At 46.8% G+C, this 18,506-nt stretch carries 19 protein-coding genes; all 19 read right to left on the bottom strand.

Annotation, left to right across the window (positions count from 1 at the left end; translation table 11 throughout):
• Nucleotides 1-200: 200 nt before the first annotated feature.
• Entirely contained in the window at nt 201-980 is a 780-nt protein-coding gene (locus QZ311_RS00725; RefSeq protein WP_297062826.1) for a tetratricopeptide repeat protein, read from the bottom strand.
• On the bottom strand, nt 977-2,776 hold the full coding sequence (locus tag QZ311_RS00720; protein WP_297062824.1) for a BatD family protein: 1,800 nt from the start codon (nt 2,774-2,776) through the stop codon (nt 977-979). Before QZ311_RS00720 ends, QZ311_RS00725 begins: the two co-directional genes overlap by 4 nt.
• A gap of 44 nt (nt 2,777-2,820) precedes the next feature.
• A complete protein-coding gene (locus tag QZ311_RS00715) occupies nt 2,821-3,618 on the bottom strand; it encodes a tetratricopeptide repeat protein (RefSeq protein ID WP_297062822.1) in 798 nt (265 codons plus the stop codon).
• Nucleotides 3,615-4,679: a VWA domain-containing protein gene (locus QZ311_RS00710; protein ID WP_297062820.1), complete on the bottom strand. Its 1,065-nt coding sequence runs from the start codon at nt 4,677-4,679 to the stop codon at nt 3,615-3,617. The genes QZ311_RS00715 and QZ311_RS00710 overlap by 4 nt, the downstream gene beginning before the upstream one ends.
• A 15-nt stretch (nt 4,680-4,694) precedes the next feature.
• A complete protein-coding gene (locus tag QZ311_RS00705; RefSeq protein ID WP_297062818.1) occupies nt 4,695-5,681 on the bottom strand; it encodes a VWA domain-containing protein in 987 nt (328 codons plus the stop codon).
• 6 nt (nt 5,682-5,687) lie between these two features.
• Nucleotides 5,688-6,680, bottom strand: coding sequence for a cell wall anchor protein (locus QZ311_RS00700; protein ID WP_297062816.1), 993 nt, complete (start codon nt 6,678-6,680; stop codon nt 5,688-5,690).
• 57 nt (nt 6,681-6,737) lie between these two features.
• Nucleotides 6,738-7,613 (bottom strand): DUF58 domain-containing protein, encoded by an 876-nt coding sequence (locus QZ311_RS00695; RefSeq protein WP_297062814.1) that lies wholly within the window; start codon nt 7,611-7,613, stop codon nt 6,738-6,740.
• Nucleotides 7,614-7,642: 29 nt separating this feature from the next.
• On the bottom strand, nt 7,643-8,638 hold the full coding sequence (locus QZ311_RS00690) for a MoxR family ATPase (RefSeq protein WP_297062812.1): 996 nt from the start codon (nt 8,636-8,638) through the stop codon (nt 7,643-7,645).
• A 270-nt stretch (nt 8,639-8,908) separates the two neighbouring features.
• A complete protein-coding gene (locus QZ311_RS00685) occupies nt 8,909-10,291 on the bottom strand; it encodes an HU family DNA-binding protein (protein ID WP_297062810.1) in 1,383 nt (460 codons plus the stop codon).
• Nucleotides 10,288-10,563, bottom strand: coding sequence for an HU family DNA-binding protein (locus QZ311_RS00680; protein WP_297062809.1), 276 nt, complete (start codon nt 10,561-10,563; stop codon nt 10,288-10,290). Before QZ311_RS00680 ends, QZ311_RS00685 begins: the two co-directional genes overlap by 4 nt.
• Nucleotides 10,563-11,516: a glycosyltransferase family 2 protein gene (locus QZ311_RS00675; RefSeq protein ID WP_297062807.1), complete on the bottom strand. Its 954-nt coding sequence runs from the start codon at nt 11,514-11,516 to the stop codon at nt 10,563-10,565. Before QZ311_RS00675 ends, QZ311_RS00680 begins: the two co-directional genes overlap by 1 nt.
• Nucleotides 11,513-13,132 (bottom strand): hypothetical protein, encoded by a 1,620-nt coding sequence (locus tag QZ311_RS00670; protein WP_297062805.1) that lies wholly within the window; start codon nt 13,130-13,132, stop codon nt 11,513-11,515. The genes QZ311_RS00675 and QZ311_RS00670 overlap by 4 nt, the downstream gene beginning before the upstream one ends.
• 99 nt (nt 13,133-13,231) lie before the next feature.
• Nucleotides 13,232-14,713: a proline--tRNA ligase gene (gene proS / locus QZ311_RS00665; RefSeq protein WP_297062803.1), complete on the bottom strand. Its 1,482-nt coding sequence runs from the start codon at nt 14,711-14,713 to the stop codon at nt 13,232-13,234.
• Between the two features lie 83 nt (nt 14,714-14,796).
• On the bottom strand, nt 14,797-15,441 hold the full coding sequence (locus QZ311_RS00660) for an OmpA family protein (protein WP_297062802.1): 645 nt from the start codon (nt 15,439-15,441) through the stop codon (nt 14,797-14,799).
• Nucleotides 15,442-15,516: 75 nt separating this feature from the next.
• A complete protein-coding gene (locus QZ311_RS00655; RefSeq protein WP_297062800.1) occupies nt 15,517-15,822 on the bottom strand; it encodes a hypothetical protein in 306 nt (101 codons plus the stop codon).
• A gap of 36 nt (nt 15,823-15,858) precedes the next feature.
• A complete protein-coding gene (rimM, locus tag QZ311_RS00650; protein WP_297062798.1) occupies nt 15,859-16,404 on the bottom strand; it encodes a ribosome maturation factor RimM in 546 nt (181 codons plus the stop codon).
• Between the two features lie 14 nt (nt 16,405-16,418).
• Nucleotides 16,419-17,006 (bottom strand): DUF4290 domain-containing protein, encoded by a 588-nt coding sequence (locus tag QZ311_RS00645; RefSeq protein ID WP_297062796.1) that lies wholly within the window; start codon nt 17,004-17,006, stop codon nt 16,419-16,421.
• Between the two features lie 96 nt (nt 17,007-17,102).
• A complete protein-coding gene (gene fabG, locus QZ311_RS00640) occupies nt 17,103-17,849 on the bottom strand; it encodes a 3-oxoacyl-[acyl-carrier-protein] reductase (RefSeq protein WP_297062794.1) in 747 nt (248 codons plus the stop codon).
• 32 nt (nt 17,850-17,881) lie between these two features.
• On the bottom strand, nt 17,882-18,484 hold the full coding sequence (locus QZ311_RS00635; protein ID WP_363323584.1) for a TetR/AcrR family transcriptional regulator: 603 nt from the start codon (nt 18,482-18,484) through the stop codon (nt 17,882-17,884).
• Nucleotides 18,485-18,506 lie beyond the last annotated feature (22 nt).

The following is an 18,506-nucleotide window of genomic DNA, read 5'->3' as shown; positions in this document are numbered from 1 at the left end:
TGTTTGGGGGTTAATATTTGGTTTGTTTGATAGATGTTTGGTGGAATCTCTCTTGTTTCCACGTCACTAAATTAGGTTTTAATTTCTATTCAAACAAATAATTATCGAAAAAAAAACTATGTTTTAGAACACGTTTTTGTGTTTGATGACCGTGAGATTGAATAATCGTTTGACTTGCAATAAATAAAGGTGTTCAGCCATCAGATTTTTTCGACAGCGGCAGCGTTGATCCATGCCCGGTGGGTATTGTCGACCTGTACATCATACCAGAGCGAATTGATGGAGTCGGTGGTCGATCTTACGGAATCAAGGATTTCGACGCGCGTCCCTTCATGGAGCAGCATTGCTTCCTGAGTACGGTCTTTAGGCACTCGCGGACTTGTGCTCAGTATTGTGGATGGCGATGTGATTATGGCGACATTCTCAGCTGTGGCTATGGCTGCCGATCTGAAAGCAAGAAATATGAAGCAGATACATCCGAAGAATGTCAGCAGTCCTCCGAAAAATCCGATTTTTCTCACAACTATTATATCGGAGAATAGATAGGCGAGTACGCCGAGAAGTGTAAGCACGAAGCAAGCGAAGCCAATCCATGCCCAAGAGTTTGACCTTGCTGTGTTTGCTATCGAGTCAAGGGCATTGCCTAAGAATGTTCCACGCTCGCCGGGGCGGTCGGTGATTTTAGAGTTGATGAATTCGAGGTTGGTTCTCGCATCATCAAATGTGGGGTCGAACCTGAGCGCCCGTTCATAGGCAAGAATTGCCTTGCCCATTTCACCAAGACGGTAATAGCAGTTGCCGAGGTTGTATTGAAGTGCGGCTGAGTTGCCTTCAGTCGCTATCACATGCAGATAGGTGTCGGCGGCTTCCTTGAAATTGTCGGCAGTATAAGCCGAGTCGGCCTGCTGGATAAGAGATGATTCCGCTCTTGAGAAAAGTCCGCAGGCGGCCAGTATTATCAGTGAAATAAGATATCTCATTTTTTGTTGCTTTCAAGTTTGTTAATAGCGTTGACACCACGTTCATACACACTGTCCATGTGGCTGGAACTGTCGGGAGTATAGCGTGCCATTTCGCAGTCGTCGAGAACTGTCACGATGTCATTGGCATTTTCTTCCGAGTAGCCCTTTGACGCGAGAGTGGCAGAGATGTTGTCGCGCGAAAGTTGTGACACGGGCATTGACAGTTTGTCGGAGAGATAGCCCCAGATTGCGTGCAGCATTTCTTCATAGAATTTATCGCTGTCGCCTGATTTCATGAATCCTTCGGCAGCTTTGAGTCTGCGGCGTGCCACTTTGCTTGCCTTGGCTGTGCGGCGGCCTGTCACATCGGCATTGAGTTTTGCATTGCGTCTGTTGATTGCCATGATGGCTATGGCTACAATAAGGAGTCCGAGATATAGAATCCAGTACCACGATTCAAGTACCACCAGATGATGTTGCTTCATTGGTGTCTTGTCACCGAGATAGATATGACGGATGTCGGAATTCTTGTTTTCGACATTTTTCTGGTCGGTAGTGACAGGTGCGGAGACTCCCTTTACAACCTTAATCGGATAAGTCGGGGTGTTCAGCGTGACATATTGCTTGGTCTGAGGATTGAAGTAGACAAATTTGTCACTTCCGATTGTGAATTCTCCGACGCTTTGGGGGACAAAGGTGTATTCCACTGTCATGCTACCTGTGACATCATTTCCGTGAACTTCAGCCTCGATGTCGCTTTTCGGGGTGTATTGCTCGAATTCAGTCGGGAAGTCAATGACCGGTTCTTTCACATATTTTATGTTGCCGGTTCCACTGATGGTGTAGATGAGGGTCGCCGGGTCGTTTGTGCGGAATGAATTGCCGACGAGACGGCTGTCGACACTGAATGTTCCGACTGCACCTGTGAATCCGTCAGGCTGGGGTTGGGGGAGAGGGAGAATGTTGATTGACGCGGAATTGGAATTGACTTTTATTTTCGCTTCTTTGGGCTGGCGTACTTGGAACATGCCCATGTTCACGTTGTCGTATTGTACGACCGATATGTCATAGTTTCCTGAATTGATGTTCAGTTTGCCGCTTTTTTGAGGGAATATGATACATTTTTTCAATACAGCGGTCATGTAGTTCTGTCCGTTGTATGTTTCCATCTGATTGAGCGATGGCTGGACGTCAACTTCCTGAATGAGAAATCCGTCGAATGCGGGTTGACGTGTCGGAAGGAATGATGAGATGCTGTATTTGGTGTAGAGTTTGATTGTACAGCCGATTGCCTCCTGCTCATAGGCCGATGATTTGGAGAGGATGATTCGGACAAACACATCGTCGCTGTTGACACGTCGGCCTGCGGCCTGAGTGTCGACATCATCAACGTCAACAGGTCTTTGCGATGCAGGGGTATTGGCATCTTGAATGCTGTGGACGGTAAAAGTGACGGCTTTTGTCGATAGATGCTTGCCGTCTGCGACTATGGTCGCAGCAGGGATTGTGAATGTGCCGGCTTTGTCGGCTTTATAGTAATAGGTGTATTCAGTGGCAGATGTTGAGGACGCTCTGCCGTTGACCACCTGATAACTTTGCGACTGGGATACAGATGGGCCATAGAGCAGGCTACAGCCGTTGATCTGAGACACTTTCAGGTCTGAGCCATCGGCATTTGTAAGGCGGAAGGTGACAGGAAACCGCTGGCCTTCATAAACCCGTGACGGTGGCTTCACGGTAAAGTTCACCTGCGCCTGAATAGCAGTCACACCGACGAGAAGGGTGAGAAATATAAATATGATGAAACGTTTCATTCAGATTTTAAATTTAGAGGATGTAAAATTCCGTATTCTTCACATTACCAAGGGTTGGTCACCGGCCGACGTGAAGGAGCTCCGGTCTTTTTCTTTTCAGCATTGATGCGTGCACGGGTGGCGTTTTCTTCATTTTCCATCGCCTTGAGTATTTTTTCGGCGTTTTGCTGGCTTATGCCGCCCTGCTGTTGTTGTTGTTTCTGCTGATCCTGTTTCTGGTCGGGTTGCTGCTGTTGCTGCTGGTCCTTGTTGTCGTCCTTATTCTGGTCGTTGTTATTGTTCTGGTCCTGATTTTGATTTTGATCCTGCTTGTTCTGATCCTTTTTGTCTTGGTCCTGCTGGTCTTGGTTCTGGTCTTGATTCTGATCCTGATTCTGTTGGTCTTCAAGACGTTTCTGAGCAAGACGAAGATTTTCGCGGGCCTTGTCGTTGTCAGGATTTTTACGAAGAGCATTCTTGTAGAGTTCTATACTTTTCGCATAATCCTGAGCATTGAAGGCGATATTTCCAAGATTATAGAACGCTTTCTCGGCAATCGAGATATTTTCAGCGTCACGTGTCAGATTCTGGAGTATTGCAGAAGCTTCCTTTTGAGTCTCGCCTGAGGCTGAGCCCTGACGCAGTAGTGATGCCGCAAGGTTGAATTGCGCGATTTCATTCATCGCGTTTTCCTGAAGAGCCTTGCGATAGGCCACTTCAGCATCTGCATAACGCTGCTCGTTGTAAAGTTTGTTGCCTTCGACGATATAATTTCTTTCGTCGCGTGTGGTAGTGGACTTGCTCTGAGCCATAGACGGCATGACGGTCATGGCGGTTATGAGTGAGAACAATATCTTTTTCATTTGTTGCCTCCTTCCTCTTTTGTAAAGAAACGGTATTTCTTAAGCCATGAGATTTTTCTGGTAACTGTCACGGAATAAATCACCAGAAGAATTAAGGAAATGAATGCAAAAATCGGGAATTGCTCGCTTTGGGGAGAGAATGACTTCCTTTCGAAATCACCTTGTTCAAGCTCATCCATCTTTTCGTCGATTGCGTTGATGGCTGAATTGGAGCCGCCGTTTACATAAATACCGTTACCGGCTTTCGCTATCTGTGAAGCTGTCTCTTCGTCGTGTTTAGTGACAACTTCCTCGCCTGTCATGGGATTTATCATGTATTGGCCTTTCCCGATGGGAATGCGTGCCCCATGAGAAGTGCCAAGACCGATGACATCGACCTGTACGCCTGCACTTGCGGCGCGTTTTGCCGCTTCAACTGCATCGTCCTCGAAGTTTTCACCGTCGGTAATTGCCACAATGGCTTTGCCCATATCATCGTTAGGGGTGAAAGAGTTCATGGCCATTTCAAGGGCAGTACCGATTGCCGTACCCTGAGTCGGAACCATATCTGTTGTGATGCCGTTGAGAAACATCTTAGCCGAGATATAGTCTGATGTGATGGGCAGCTGTGTGTAAGCGTCGCCGGCAAACACAATAAGTCCGACCTTGTCATTGGTCATTTTATCAATGAGCTTTTCAAGGATATGTTTGGCTCTTTGCAAACGGCTGATGCCATGATCGTCGTCTGTGCTTGACGCAAGCATTGAATTTGAAACGTCAAGACAGACCATCACTTCTATACCTCTTGATGTCTTTGTCTCTGAAGCGTCGGGTTCAAGCCCTCCCGTAGCCCGCGGACGGGCAATCATCAGGACAAGTGCGGCAATCACGAGCAGCGACAACACCATTTTTACCCAAGGCATGTATTTCGAAACCTCAGGCATCAGGTTTTCAATCACTTCCTGCCGCCCATAACGGGCAAGTTTGCGACGACGCGAGTAGCGTGCCCAGAAAAAGAGGGCTGCCACCAACGGAATCAGAAGCAGGAGATATAACAGATGTGGATATGCAAACGAAATCATAGACAGTTGTTTAATTTAGGGTATTGTCCTGAAAACTGTGTAGCGGAGAAGCACTGCGAGTCCGAACAGGCTGAGTGCTGCTATGGCCCAAGGCAGATAGTCGTCCTCGGTGCTTGTGAAATTTCTCAGGTCCATCTTTGTCTTTTCGAGACGGTCTATTTCGGCAAATACTTCCTTGAGGACATTGTTGCCGGTGGCACGGAAATACTTTCCGCCTGTTGTTTCCGCAATAGTCTTTAACGTAGCTTCGTCAATAACAACCGGAAGATTGACATATTCGATTCGGCCAAACATGTTTTCCTGTGGATAGGGTGCAGTCCCGTTTGTTCCGATGCCGATTGTATAGACCTTTATGCCCAGCTGTTTGGCAATTTCTGCGGCTGTGATGGGGGCGACATTACCTGTGTTGTTCGAACCGTCGGTGAGAAGGATTATGCTTTTTGATTTTGCTTTTCCGTCCTTTATGCGGTTGATTGATGTCGCAAGGCCGTCACCGATGGCAGTGCCGTCTTGAAGCATTCCCATCTTGATATCACCTATGTAGTTTGCGATAAGCGAGCGGTCTGTAGTCATCGGGATGGCCGTGAAGCTTTCTGCGGCGAAAATCACGACTCCGATGTTGTCGCCTTCGCGACCTGCGACAAACTTTGCGGCCACATCCTTCGCGGCTTCGAAACGGTCAGGTTTAAAGTCGCGGGCGAGCATACTGGTCGATATGTCCATCGCAATGACGATGTCAGTACCCTCAACGCTTGATGTATTCCATGAATCGCGTGTCTGCGGGCGGGCCAGCACCATGATTACGCATCCGATTGCACCTAATTGAAGGATGAACAGAATGTGGCGCATCGAAGCCAGCAACGAACGTGGTGCTTTTGAAAACGCCGACACTGTCGATACCTCCATCGAGGCATAGAGCGAGCGCTGTTTATAGATATACCATGCTATCAGCGGGATGAACAGCAGGAACAGCCAAAGGTATCCGGGATTTGCCAGTAACATTATCGCTTATTTATGGTTTTGAGTTGTTGTTTCTGTTTCATTGTCCCCCTCGGGCGTTTCCTCGGGTTCGGGTTTTGGTTTGGTATCCTCGACGAATTGCATTGCCGAGTTGAATGCGCGTATGTTGTCGTCAGGCAAAGGTCTGACTTTTGCGAATTTAACGAAGTCGGCAGTCTCGAGCACACGCTCCATGTTTTCTTTCGAAAGTTTTGCTTCCGCATTGGAATTGAGCATGTGTCGGATCTGGGTCGATGTCATTTCCATCGCGTTTATGCCGAAGCGGCCATGGAGATATATGCGGAGGATGTCGGTGAGGCGGGTATAGAATTCCTTTTCATGACCGTTTTCGCAGAGTTTCTCTCCACGCAGGCGGTTGAGTTCTCCGATTGCTTTTTCATATGGCGGCACGGGTTTCTCAGGCGTAGCTGCGAACGGATTCTTTTTGCGTCGCAGGAGATAGAACGCATAGCCACCTGCGCCAAGTACGATTAGCACGGCGAGTATCCACAGGCCATAATCAACAATGAAATCCGGAAGATAATCGATGAAACTACGGTCGATATCGGCTACATCCGCATAGTCGTGAATTGTTTCCAGAGAGTCGATGTCGGCCGGGAATACTTTAAGTACGAGACGGTTTGAACGGAACGTGTCATTGCCGACAACATACATGATGGGATTCAGACGGTATACTCCGGAGTCGAATGATTGCAGGACGATGTCCTGTTTAATTTCAATCCTGTCGTTGCCAAGCAGGGTAGTGTCGGGCTCAAGCAGCTTCAGAATTTCGACCTTGTCGCACATCGAGTCTTTCGGGATTAGCAAACGCCCCTCCGGCTTGGTCGGTGTGACGAGTTCAAGATGAAGAGGTGTCGTACGCCCCATCAACAAAAATGCAGAGTCGAGACTCAGTTTCACCGTAGGGTTTTGAGCACTGACGGCGATGGATGCAAGCAGTGCTGTCAGGCTTATGAATAATATGCGGAGTGGTCGATGCATAGACTTTTTGTATTTTTATTATACGGTCATAAACAATCTGGAGGAGTAATGTAGCTGTCAACGGACACCTCTGTTCTTTAATAGCGCTATGAGTGACTTTGCGAAATCTTCGTCTGTGGCGATTGAGGCATGGTCTACTCTACATTTGCTTAATCTTTCGACCATTGTCTGCTGACGTTCATACCACCATTTTCCAAAAGCCTGACGTGTACGTTTCGAGGATGTATTGATCCATCGTGTCCCGCCTGTCTCAAGGTCCATGACTCTCATTAATCCGACATCGGGAAGAGAGGTGTCACGCTTGTCGTAGACCTGAATTGCGATGATGTCATGTTTGTTGCATGCCACCTGTAGCTGCCGTGAGTAGTCATGACTGTCAATGAAGTCGGAGATAAGAAATGTCGTGCAGCGCTTTTTGAGCGCGTCTGTGAAGTAGCGCAGGGCAATTCCGATATCAGTACCGGGACTTTCAGGAGTAAAGTCAAGTAGCTCTCTGATGATGAGAAGTATATGCTTCTTGCCTTTTTTCGGTGGAATGAACTTCTCGATTTTGTCAGAGAAGAATATGACTCCGATTTTGTCGTTGTTGGTTATGGCGGAGTATGCAAGTGTAGCGGCAATTTCTGCAATCATTTCACGTTTTTCCTCACCTACAGCTCCGAAGAGACGGCTTCGTGACATGTCGATGAGCAGCATAACCGTCAGCTCTCGCTCCTCTTCATAAACTTTCACATATGGGTGATTGTGGCGTGCGGTTACATTCCAGTCGATGTCGCGCACGTCATCTCCATACTGATATTCCCTGACTTCAGAGAAGGTCATGCCTCGACCTTTAAAAGCCGTGTGGTACTCTCCCGCAAATATATTTTGGGAGAGTCCACGGGTCTTAATATCAATTTTTCTGACTTTTTTAAGCAGTTCGTTAGCTTCCATGTGAGGACGCGATATGAGGGGTTATGGGTTTAGGGCACTTCAACCTTATCAAGGATTTCAGAGATTACCTGATCGGTTGTGATGTTGTTGGCTTCGGCTTCGTAGGTGAGTCCTATACGGTGACGAAGGACATCGTGGCAAACGGCACGTACGTCTTCGGGAATCACATAGCCACGGCCACGAAGGAAGGCGTATGCGCGCGCAGCTTTTGCAAGACCGATGGACGCACGCGGCGATGCTCCGAAGCTAATCATTCCGGCAAGGTCTTTCAGATTATATTCAGCCGGATTACGGGTTGCGAATACAATGTCGACAATGTAGCGCTCGATTTTCTCATCAAGATAGATTTTTTCGACAATCTTCTGCACCTCAATAATCTCCGAAGGCTGAAGAAGAGGTCTCACCTCGACTTTATGGCCGGATATATTCTGGCGTATAATCAGCTTTTCGTCTTCCTTGGTAGGATATCCGATGATGACTTTCAACAGGAAACGGTCGACCTGTGCTTCAGGAAGCGGATATGTTCCTTCTTGTTCAATCGGGTTCTGTGTAGCCATGACCAAGAAAGGCTCGTCCAGCTTAAATGTCTTTTCGCCGATTGTCACCTGTCGTTCCTGCATTGCTTCAAGCAGTGCGCTCTGTACCTTAGCCGGCGCACGGTTAATTTCATCGGCAAGGACGAAATTGGCAAAAATAGGTCCGCGCTTGATCTGGAACTGTTCTTTCTGCACGCTGTAGATCATAGTTCCGATTACGTCGGCAGGAAGAAGGTCGGGGGTAAACTGTATACGGCTGTATTTTGCGTCTATAATCTGGGCGAGAGTCTTGATGGCGAGGGTCTTTGCAAGACCGGGAACACCCTCAAGAAGTACATGCCCGTTGGAGAGGAGGGCAATCAGGAGTGAATCAATCAGATGTTTCTGGCCAACGATGGTCTGATCCATCCCTCGCGTGACAAGATTTATAAAGTCTTTCTTTCCGGCAACGAGATCGTTGAGTTCTCGGATGTTTACTGACTCGCTCATAGTCTCAGTAGTGAAGTTTTCGTATGTATTGTGTTAATTTAAAATTCCTATAAAATTCCTTCAAGAGTTGATGAAATGGAATACAAAATTATAAATAACAACAATTATTGTGTGAAAAAAGTGTGTTAATTTTAGCTATTTTTCGTTTAACAATATAGAAATCATAAATTTTTGAACTAAAAATAAATTCCCGCGAAAATCAGTTAAGACCGTTTTTCGCAGGAATTTATTTTAGAAGTCTGTAACACTGTGATTACAGATGTCGGAAAGTCATCGCGGATATTTCCGTAATATTTCGGTCGCTTTAGCCCGCGCTTTCTTCAGGCTTTCGGCATTGTCAGGTGAAATGCCATATTTTTCTGCGGCAGGAATGACGAGCACCTGTCCGGGCTGAGTGTTATTGGGATTTCCGATTTTTGATTTGTTTTCTTCGTAGATGTACACCCAGTAATCCTTGCTGCCAAAGAACTTCTTGGCCATATCAGGAATCAGATAGCCACGGCGTATGGTGTCTGTGATAGTGACATTTGTTGCCTGTGCAGGCTCTTGAGGTGCTTCTGCCGCCTTGGGCGCTTCTTTCTGAATCGTATCTTCAGTGGCGGTGGGTGTTTCTTCTGTTGATGCTGGTGTGATGGAGTCCGGCAGCAATTCTGTCATCAATGATTCTATTCCGGCCTGTTCATCCTCCTGTTCGATGACAGGACGTTGCATAGTCGGGAAGAAATAATCAATTGCGAGATATACACCGCATGCTCCAATTGCGAGACCGATGATTATGCCGACTAACAGACCTATCCAGAAGTTGCCATTCCCGGCCGGCTGCTTCGCTTGTCCGACATATTCCTCATCTTCGTCTTCCAATGGCTGAATTTGCTTTGGCGCAGGAGGGGTGGATACCGGTCTGGCCGGAGGAGTGGGCGGGCAGTTCTGAGCCGGGGTTGATTCCGGTATCTGTGTCGCTGTTTGAACCGTGGGCTTCGGTGCAGGCTCCGGTGCAGATTCGGGTTCAGGTTCAGATTCAGATTCGGGTTCAGGTTCTGGAATCTTGATTGCTTCAGGCTCTTCCTGCGGAGTTGGTGACTCAGGCATTTCAGAAGGCTGCGCGTCGGTCGCTTCGGTTTCCTCCGATTCGCTATGCGGAACTTCTACGGCCTGTTCATCATCGGCAGGTTGGGTGGAAACAGAATCATCGGATTCTATCGGGGCTGAATTTGTGGATGATATAGATGTGTCGGCTTTTTCTGTTATTGTTTCCTCGATTGTTTCCTCAGGCAGAATAACGGATGCCATCTGTGGGGCAACCTCTATTCGGCTGGAATTGTCAATTGGCTCGTGTTCAATAGTTTTGTCGGCCTCTGAAAGCATTTCATCTGAAACAGAGTCATTGAGCTTGACCGGCTCAAACATCGCAAAAGGAGCGTTGATTACGTCCGTGATATCTTTGTCCGCAATGAATTCGATGCTTTTCTCGCCATTTGATTCAATCAAGTTGAATGATCCGAGACCTTTGACTTTGACATTCTCGCCTCTGATGAGCGATTCGAATATAAGGTCGAAGAAGTTTCTGACAAATTGTTCGGCACTTTCCTCGCTGATGCCAGTTGCTGCGGCTATGCGTGCTGAAAGTTCGTGAAATGGTATTTTCTGATTCATTTGCTTAATTTTTTCCTAAGAATGATGCTTGGCTGGAATTCCATGGAAATGACCGGAGGATAGAGGGTGCGTTCCTGTGTCGTTTCGTCGGTCACGACTCTCTCTTCTGTCTTTGTCGATTTGAATGTGCCGAATCCCGGTATGGCAATCGAATCAAGTTCAGCACCGGATTCGCGAAAAATTCTGTTCAGTCCCTCGATAAGAGTCGAGACTTCAGATGTGTCGCGGTTTAAGCGTTTCGACAATTTTGTAATAAATGTTTTGTTGTCCATTAATCGAATAAAATGTCGCGAATAGCATATCGCGGACGTTGTTTGACTTCAATGAATATTTTACCGATGTATTCTCCGACTATTCCGATGGCCATCAGTATGAGGCTTCCGAGAAACCATATGGAGATTATCAGGGATGCCCATCCGGCTTCAAGATGGTCGGAAAAAAGAATTGATGCGATGACGTAGATTGCTACAAGAATATCTATGATGAGCAATGCGAATCCTGTAAAAAACACCATTCTCATGGGTTTCGCGGAAAACGATGTTATGCCGTCAATCGAGAATGACAGCATCTTGGAAAGAGGATATTTTGATTCTCCGGCAGCGCGGGCGTGGCGATCATATGTCACAATCGCATTGTCGAGTCCAATCATCGGAACAATTCCGCGTAGATATAAGTTCGATTCGCTGTAGTCTGCAAGAAGCTCGATGGCTCTTGAACTCATAAGACGGAAGTCTGCGTGGTCGGCGATTGCATTGACTCCCATCAATTGCTGGAATCTGTAAAAAGATCTTGCAGTGGTACGTTTGAACCACGTGTCGGAGTCGCGTTTTTCACGCACGCCATATATAATTTCTTTCCCTTCCAAGAATTTATCGACCATCTCAATAATGGCATTAGGATCGTCCTGAAGGTCGGCGTCAATAGAGACAGCGGCGTCACATTTTCCTCTGACGCTCATCAGTCCGGCTAAAAGCGCGTTTTGATGCCCTCGGTTATGAGCCAATGCTATCCCTTTGATTCTGTTGTCGGTCAGATGGAGACGGTTGATTACCGACCATGTGGCGTCCTTGCTGCCATCATCGCAACAGAGTATAAAGCTATCCGGCATAATTTTACCATCCTCGACGAGGCGGTCGAGAATAGCGAGCAGCTCTTTGGCCGAAAGAGGCAAAACAGCTTCTTCGTTGTAGCAAGGAACAACTATTGCTAATTTTATTGGTGTCATCTTTGCCAGATGGTATAATCTTCGTCGCTAAGATACAAAGAAAAACCGTTTTCAGCTAATTTATTTGAAATTTTCTGTCTGTCCGTATCGTTGAATTCATATCCGAGGTAGACGAAATCAAACCTGTCGGCCATCTCATAGAGTTGCTGTTCGATACCTTCAAATGAATTGTCATCGTGGTAGCGTTGCAATGGATAACGGTCTACATTGTCTTTTGAGTGGCCGAGAAGATAGTCAAACATATAGCGGTCGTTGCCAAGAAACAGAATTTTCTTATTGTCAGCTTCGATTTTCTTTCCAAGATTGTAAATTTCTGTCCTTCTTTCGACTTCTTTGTCTGAATGGCGTATCCCTTTGAGCTTTGTTATGGAATATGTGGCAGGGTAGCGGTTCATCCATTCTCTGGTCCACGGATTTTTAAGCCGTAAAGGCAGGTAGCAGATGACTACTACGGCAGCAATGGAAAGATAGAACTCACGGATGCTGTGTAACCTGTATTTTACTAAATCGGCAAGCACAACAGGCATCAGTGGCATGCAGAGTATTTTATAAAGTCCGCAGTCAGATCCGACGTATGATACGAGAGCGAAAGCTATGAGTGTGAGACTGAGCAGCACCGAATGCCGGACTTGTGAATGCCTGTAAATAGCGATTGCAGGGATAAGGGCTACGGAAAAGTAAAACAGGTCAATCATGTAGGAGTTTGTGTCGTCCGATGTCACGCGTATGACAAGCCAGAGCGCTACGATTGAAAACGAGATGAAGGCAATGACTGTGTATTTCCAAAATCGTGTTATTTCAATTTTGTTTAAATAACATGTAGCGGCAAATATGCCTCCCCACATATAAAAATATCTGAGTGAAATCGGATAGCGTGTCCATACTTGCAGGAAGAGGACATCGGTGAGGCTGCTATGACCTGTGATGTAGTTGTCAGAAGACCATGAGGCGATGAATGATTGGAAATTTCCCCACACCATGAGTATTATTATCGCCGATGAACATAACAATACTATCAGGTAGACTGCAAAATCAATGATTGTATGTCTGATTGATTTCCGGCAGGCAGCTATCAGGATAAACACTACAGGGATGAGAGCTGCATTCGGTATGCGTGAGAAAACTGCACATGCCGAAAAAACGGCAAGTAATGATATTTTTCCTATTGTCTGCGTGTCAATATAGCTTACGGCAATCAGACAGCAGATTGTCAGAAAAAGATGGGTAGTCGTGTCCCATTCGTAGGAGAACAATCCGAACAGGGACATGCTAAGCTGTAAAATCAGAAAAATGACAGCCGTGACAATCGGCTGGCCGGTTTTCCGATAGAAATAACCGCATGGGAGCAGGATGCTCAGAGTGTTGCAGATATAGGCAAGGATGCGGAATGTCAGGACGTTGTCATTCCCTACGATTATTGACCAAATGTGCCCTATGTACATCGTGAGCGCGGCCAATGGGGTAGACCGGTAGTCTGATATACACATAATCTGATATTCCTCATCTTTCCATGGGTAGAATCCAAGATGAAGTGTAAGCAATGGAACTATAAGTCCGAAAACTGCAATCAGCACGGATACGCCGGTCGCTATTCGCGGGATACGAGGTGTTGACATAGAGCTTTATGTACAGAGACGTCCGTGGAGAAGAGGGAAAAAAGGAAGAGAGAGGAGAATGAGGGTTAAATTCTAAACAGGTCGATTAACGACACTTTTTTAGTAGTTACGTGCAAAGATGACTCGGCGTGCAGAAGGTTTGCCTGTCACCATGCAGACTCCGGGAGTTTCGTCTCCGTCGAGAGGAATGCAGCGGATTGTCGCCTTAGTGTCTTCCTTGATTTTTTCCTCAGTCTCGGTTGTGCCGTCCCAGTGGGCGAGGATGAAGCCACCCTTTTCGATTTCCTCTTTGAATTCTTCGTAGGTGTCAACAGTGCGTGTCATAGATTCGCGGTGCTTGAGAGCCTTCTGGAAGATGTTGTCCTGTATTTCTTCGAGAAGTTTGGCCACATAGTCCGCGATGCCTTCGAGCGGAGCGATATGCTTTTCAAGAGTGTCGCGGCGCATCACCTCAACAGTGCCGTTTTCTATGTCGCGAGCTCCGATTGCAAGACGCACGGGAACACCCTTAAGCTCATAATCTGCAAATTTGAATCCCGGACGCTTGTTCTCGGAATCGTCATACTTCACGCTGATGCCAAGTGCGCGGAGTTCGTTGATGATGGGCTCTACCTTAGCCGAAACTTCAGCAAGCTGTTCGCTGTTTTTGTAAATAGGGATAATGACTACCTGAATTGGAGCAAGGTGGGGCGGAAGCACAAGGCCGTTGTCGTCGGAGTGAGTCATGATGAGTGCGCCCATCAGACGGGTTGATACGCCCCATGAGTTGGCCCATACATATTCAGGCTTGTTGTCTTTGTTGACGAATGTAACATCGAAAGCTTTCGCGAAATTCTGGCCGAGGTTGTGAGATGTGCCCGACTGGAGAGCCTTGCCGTCTTGCATCATGGCTTCGATGGTGTAGGTGTTAAGCGCGCCTGCAAAACGTTCGTTAGCGGATTTTACGCCCTTTATCACTGGCATCGCCATGTATTTTTCAGCGAAATCGGCATAGAGGTTTATCATCTGGACTGTGCGTGCTTCAGACTCTTCGGCAGTTGCGTGTGCGCAGTGTCCTTCTTGCCAGAGGAATTCGGCAGTGCGGAGGAACATGCGTGTGCGCATTTCCCAACGCATCACGTTTGCCCATTGGTTGCAAAGTACAGGAAGGTCACGGTAGCTGTGAATCCAGTTCTTGTAAGTTCCCCAGATGATTGTTTCAGATGTCGGACGGACAATCAGCTCTTCTTCAAGGCGTGCGTCGGGATCGACAACCACTCCGTTGCCGTTGGGGTCGTTCTTGAGACGGTAGTGTGTCACGACGGCGCATTCTTTGGCAAAGCCTTCGACATGTTCGGCCTCACGACAAAGAAACGATTTTGGGATGAGAAGCGGGAAATATGCGTTCTGCACTCCTGTTTCCTTGAACATCTTATCGAGTGTCTGCTGCATCTTTTCCCAGATAGCGTAACCATAGGGTTTGATGACCATGCAGCCGCGAACAGCGCTCTGCTCGGCAAGATCAGCCTTTACTACAAGTTCGTTGTACCATTTTGAATAATCTTCACTGCGTTTGGTGAGATCTTTTAGTTCCTTTGCCATTGTAAAGAATTTATATTCTTGAGTTTTGTGATATGTAGAAGTTGGATGAATGCAAAATTACAAAAAAATACGCGTCCTGAAAATCATTTCAACATCCCTTTTTGCGCTGAACTTATCAGCTTTGGACCGGGGATAAGGAAGATTTCCACTCTTCGGTTCTCTTTGCGGCCTTCGCGTGAATCATTTGGCCCGAGTGGATCCGTATCGCCATATTCGTAAGGAATGACAATCTGGTCTTCACTGATTTTTTCAAGCAACCAATCATAGATGGAATTGTTGCGTTGGTGTGAAAGACGCATATTATATGTCGGAGAGCCGGTATTGTCAGTGTGGACCGAATAGACCACTTTAAACATATACGGATCTGAGAGGAGTGAGATTATTGGTGCGAGTTTTGTGGGTGCAACCGGAGAAAGGAGGGTGTCGTTTGGGAGAAAAATGTCGTCAGACGGGATTGTGACGAGGACTACTTCATCGTCTCTCATCAAATCTACGATATAATTCTTTTTCGCAAGATCTTTTCCCAGACGTGTCATATATGATTTGACCGCATAGTGTTCGTTCTTGCTGACTGTCGGTGTCTTTAGATTGTCCTCCAGCTCCATGTCCATATAGACGGTCTCGTCATATCCTCTATAGGGATCTTTGCTTAGATCTTTTGCATTAATGACGGCAGACACACCGAATACGAAGGCTGTAAAAAGCGAGGCCAATAGAATTTTTTTCATATGTTTTGTCTGCTGGAAAATAATTGTTGAAGAGATAGGTGGGTGTGGGGCTGTGAATTGCGTAGATCACATTGACTACATTTCGTCAAGCGATTGTTCGTAACGAAGCTCTGCCATAACCAATGGCTCGACATCTTCACGTTTCACAGGTGAATCTGTATCCTTTGAAATCATTTTGCCGACATGTTTGATGAGAGCGTCCGTGTTGACATCATCGTTATCGGCTTCAGCATCGATATCAAGAAGACCTTGGTCGTCATACCAGTCCCAGATGATATCAATGATATTGAGAAGCTCGTCGTCATCATAGAGCCGGTTTTTTTCTTCACTGATGGCTGTGCGCATGGCCTTTATGGCCTCTTTTTCATCAAATTCTTTCATGACAGAATAATAAATTTAATTGAGCCGGTTGTGTCCTTAATCGTTGAGATCCACGAGCCCGTCGGGTAGATTTGTAGTTATGGTCTGGGTGTCATGGTCGATATCCTCGATGTATTCATCAGCGACCGGAACAAAAATTTCATCTCCTTTATCGGTCGAAATCACGAACAGGACATTTTCAGTCGCATCGTTTATGCTTGAAATCATGCCGATATCACCAAGATGGCAATCATGAATCCGGTATCCAATAAGGTCAGACGCATAAAATCCATCTTCGTCATCAAACTCATCATCGCTGTCGTCTTCAGGAATGTCTGAGCGAAGGATGTAGAATGTCCGGTTGTTGAATTCCTGAGCCTTCACGTCTGTTTCGATTCCTTCGAGAGTAAGCAGGCATGTATCAGCGGTCTTCGGACGCCATGAACGTATGAAAAACGGCACGAAGATGCCTTCGACCGAAACAATGATACATCTGACGTTGTCCAAGTCAAGGTCGAAATCAAGTGTGGCTGACATTTCACCTTTAATCCCATGGGCTTTGTTGAAATGTCCGGCTTCTGCTATTTCCGAGAGTCTTATCACCTTATATAATAATATTATCTTTTCTTTTTCTTTTTGTTGCTTGGAGGAGCGACAATCTTGAATTCATGCAGCTTGGTGGTCTGTGGGTCAAGACGCAGCATCCCGTGGGAATAATCGGCCAAGTCCTTAAAGATTTTATAGTCATCCACCCCGTCGGCGTTTACGCTGAGCAACAGTTTTTTCATATGGTTGGCAATGAGTATGACAAATTCATCGCGCTCAGGGCCTTCTTCCATGCCGACAGCCCGATTAATCATAAGCTCGATGTCCTTACCATAGTGGCGATACCTGATATGTCCGGTCGTATAGGGCACTTTGGCTGGTGCGGAATTGAATTTCTCGGCCATAAGCGGTTCTACCGGATAGTCGATATCAAGTTTGAAATTGCTCATGATTGCAAGGTGATCCCAAAGTTTTCGCTGGTAATCCTCTTCTTCGCGTATTTTCGGGAAGAGTTTGGCCATGCTGGCGATGATGGAATGTGCGCAGCGTGTACGTTCGTCTCTGTCCTCGATGGTCAGGCAGTGGTCTACCATCTGGTGGATGTTGCGACCGTATTCCGGAAGCACGAGCCTTTTGAGTTGGGTATTGTATGTCAGCATAGAGGGTCTACTGTTGATAATGTTAATGACATAAGAGAATCGGATTGCATTCAGGCAATCTGCCATCCCTTATGTCAGTGAAACGTTGTCGGACTATTACATGTTCATGCCACCGTCGACCTGAATAACCTGGCCGGAGATGTAGCTTGACATGTCGGATGCAAGGAAGGTTGCGACATTAGCGATATCTTCCACTTGACCGGCACGGCGCAGGGGTATCTTGAGCGCCCATTCCTTACGTACATCTTCGGGAAGTGCGGCAGTCATGGCAGTTTCGATGAAGCCGGGGGCGATTGCGTTGGCGCGGATGCCACGTGAGCCGACTTCCTGTGCGATACTCTTTGCAAGGGCGATAAGACCTGCCTTTGAAGCCGCATAGTTTGACTGGCCTGCGTTGCCATGCACACCTACGACAGATGCCATGTTGATGATCGAGCCCTGACGCTGACGCATCATGATGGGGAGAACCGCATGGATGAAATTGAATGCGCTCTTAAGGTTCACGGCAATGACTGCATCCCATTGAGCTTCTGACATACGCATCATAAGGCCGTCTTTGGTGATGCCTGCGTTGTTTACGAGAATATCAATGTGGCCGAAATCCTCTTTGATTTTTCCTACGACTTCTTCTGTCTGAGTGAAGTCGGCTGCGTTTGAGGCATATCCTTTTGCTTTTACACCGAGGGCTTCGAGTTCCTTCTCGGTAGCTTCCATGTTTTCATCACGATTGAGGTCTGTAAATGCGATGTCTGCACCTTCCTGTGCAAACTTGACAGCGATGCTCTTTCCGATTCCGCGGGCGGCTCCGGTGATGAGCGCTACTTTTCCTTCAAGTAATTTCATTTGTCTGATAGTCGTTATTTTAGTTAACTATATTAATGGTTCTTTTTGATTATCGTATTGATAAGAAATTTGATGGTCGACTCACGGATGTCGGACACCGTAAAATTGAATTGTGAGAAATTGCCGCTCAAATGGCAATAGTCCACACCTTGGAATATCATCTGATAGACCTCCGGGAGCAAGTGGGCCTGCACCGGGTCGAAAACTCCTTTGGCGATTCCCTCGTTAATCATTCTTGAAATCAAAAGCTGTTCTTTTGCGACAGCAAGAGTCCTGATGCGTTCAAGCCGTTTATAGTCAAGGGTGATGTAGGAGAGTATCTGGCTTGTAGCGGAGGCTTTGATGGTTTCCTCGACAATGTCGAACCGAGCTTCAAGAAAACGTTCGAATTTTTCAGCCGGTTCGAGGTCAGACATGACTACGGCCTTAAGTTTCATGACAATAGCTTCGCTTTCGCGTTCAATGACAGCATCGTAGATCTCCTTCTTGTTTTTGAAATATGTGTAGATGGTGCGCCGCCCCTTGTCAGAAGCGGTGGCAATGTCGTTCATTGTGGTCTTCTCGACACCATTGCTGGCAAAGAGTTGACGCGCAACATCCAAGAGTCTTTCGCGTGTCTTTGACGCCATTGTCATATTATAGTCATTTGAACGACAA

This window comes from uncultured Duncaniella sp., assembly GCF_910578445.1.
Taxonomy (GTDB): domain Bacteria; phylum Bacteroidota; class Bacteroidia; order Bacteroidales; family Muribaculaceae; genus Duncaniella.
Note: the sequence above shows the minus strand (reverse complement) of the source record. Positions and strands in the feature narration are given on the sequence as shown.

Excerpts from the sequence above, each read along its gene's own strand:
- QZ311_RS00725 (WP_297062826.1), bottom strand. The coding sequence starts at position 980 with ATGAGATATCTTATTTCACTGATAATACTGGCCGCCTGCGGACTTTTC.
- QZ311_RS00720 (WP_297062824.1), bottom strand. The coding sequence starts at position 2,776 with ATGAAACGTTTCATCATATTTATATTTCTCACCCTTCTCGTCGGTGTG.
- QZ311_RS00715 (WP_297062822.1), bottom strand. The coding sequence starts at position 3,618 with ATGAAAAAGATATTGTTCTCACTCATAACCGCCATGACCGTCATGCCG.
- QZ311_RS00710 (WP_297062820.1), bottom strand. The coding sequence starts at position 4,679 with ATGATTTCGTTTGCATATCCACATCTGTTATATCTCCTGCTTCTGATT.
- QZ311_RS00705 (WP_297062818.1), bottom strand. The coding sequence starts at position 5,681 with ATGTTACTGGCAAATCCCGGATACCTTTGGCTGTTCCTGCTGTTCATC.
- QZ311_RS00700 (WP_297062816.1), bottom strand. The coding sequence starts at position 6,680 with ATGCATCGACCACTCCGCATATTATTCATAAGCCTGACAGCACTGCTT.
- QZ311_RS00695 (WP_297062814.1), bottom strand. The coding sequence starts at position 7,613 with ATGGAAGCTAACGAACTGCTTAAAAAAGTCAGAAAAATTGATATTAAG.
- QZ311_RS00690 (WP_297062812.1), bottom strand. The coding sequence starts at position 8,638 with ATGAGCGAGTCAGTAAACATCCGAGAACTCAACGATCTCGTTGCCGGA.
- QZ311_RS00685 (WP_297062810.1), bottom strand. The coding sequence starts at position 10,291 with ATGAATCAGAAAATACCATTTCACGAACTTTCAGCACGCATAGCCGCA.
- QZ311_RS00680 (WP_297062809.1), bottom strand. The coding sequence starts at position 10,563 with ATGGACAACAAAACATTTATTACAAAATTGTCGAAACGCTTAAACCGC.
- QZ311_RS00675 (WP_297062807.1), bottom strand. The coding sequence starts at position 11,516 with ATGACACCAATAAAATTAGCAATAGTTGTTCCTTGCTACAACGAAGAA.
- QZ311_RS00670 (WP_297062805.1), bottom strand. The coding sequence starts at position 13,132 with ATGTCAACACCTCGTATCCCGCGAATAGCGACCGGCGTATCCGTGCTG.
- proS (WP_297062803.1), bottom strand. The coding sequence starts at position 14,713 with ATGGCAAAGGAACTAAAAGATCTCACCAAACGCAGTGAAGATTATTCA.
- QZ311_RS00660 (WP_297062802.1), bottom strand. The coding sequence starts at position 15,441 with ATGAAAAAAATTCTATTGGCCTCGCTTTTTACAGCCTTCGTATTCGGT.
- QZ311_RS00655 (WP_297062800.1), bottom strand. The coding sequence starts at position 15,822 with ATGAAAGAATTTGATGAAAAAGAGGCCATAAAGGCCATGCGCACAGCC.
- QZ311_RS00645 (WP_297062796.1), bottom strand. The coding sequence starts at position 17,006 with ATGCTGACATACAATACCCAACTCAAAAGGCTCGTGCTTCCGGAATAC.
- fabG (WP_297062794.1), bottom strand. The coding sequence starts at position 17,849 with ATGAAATTACTTGAAGGAAAAGTAGCGCTCATCACCGGAGCCGCCCGC.
- QZ311_RS00635 (WP_363323584.1), bottom strand. The coding sequence starts at position 18,484 with ATGACAATGGCGTCAAAGACACGCGAAAGACTCTTGGATGTTGCGCGT.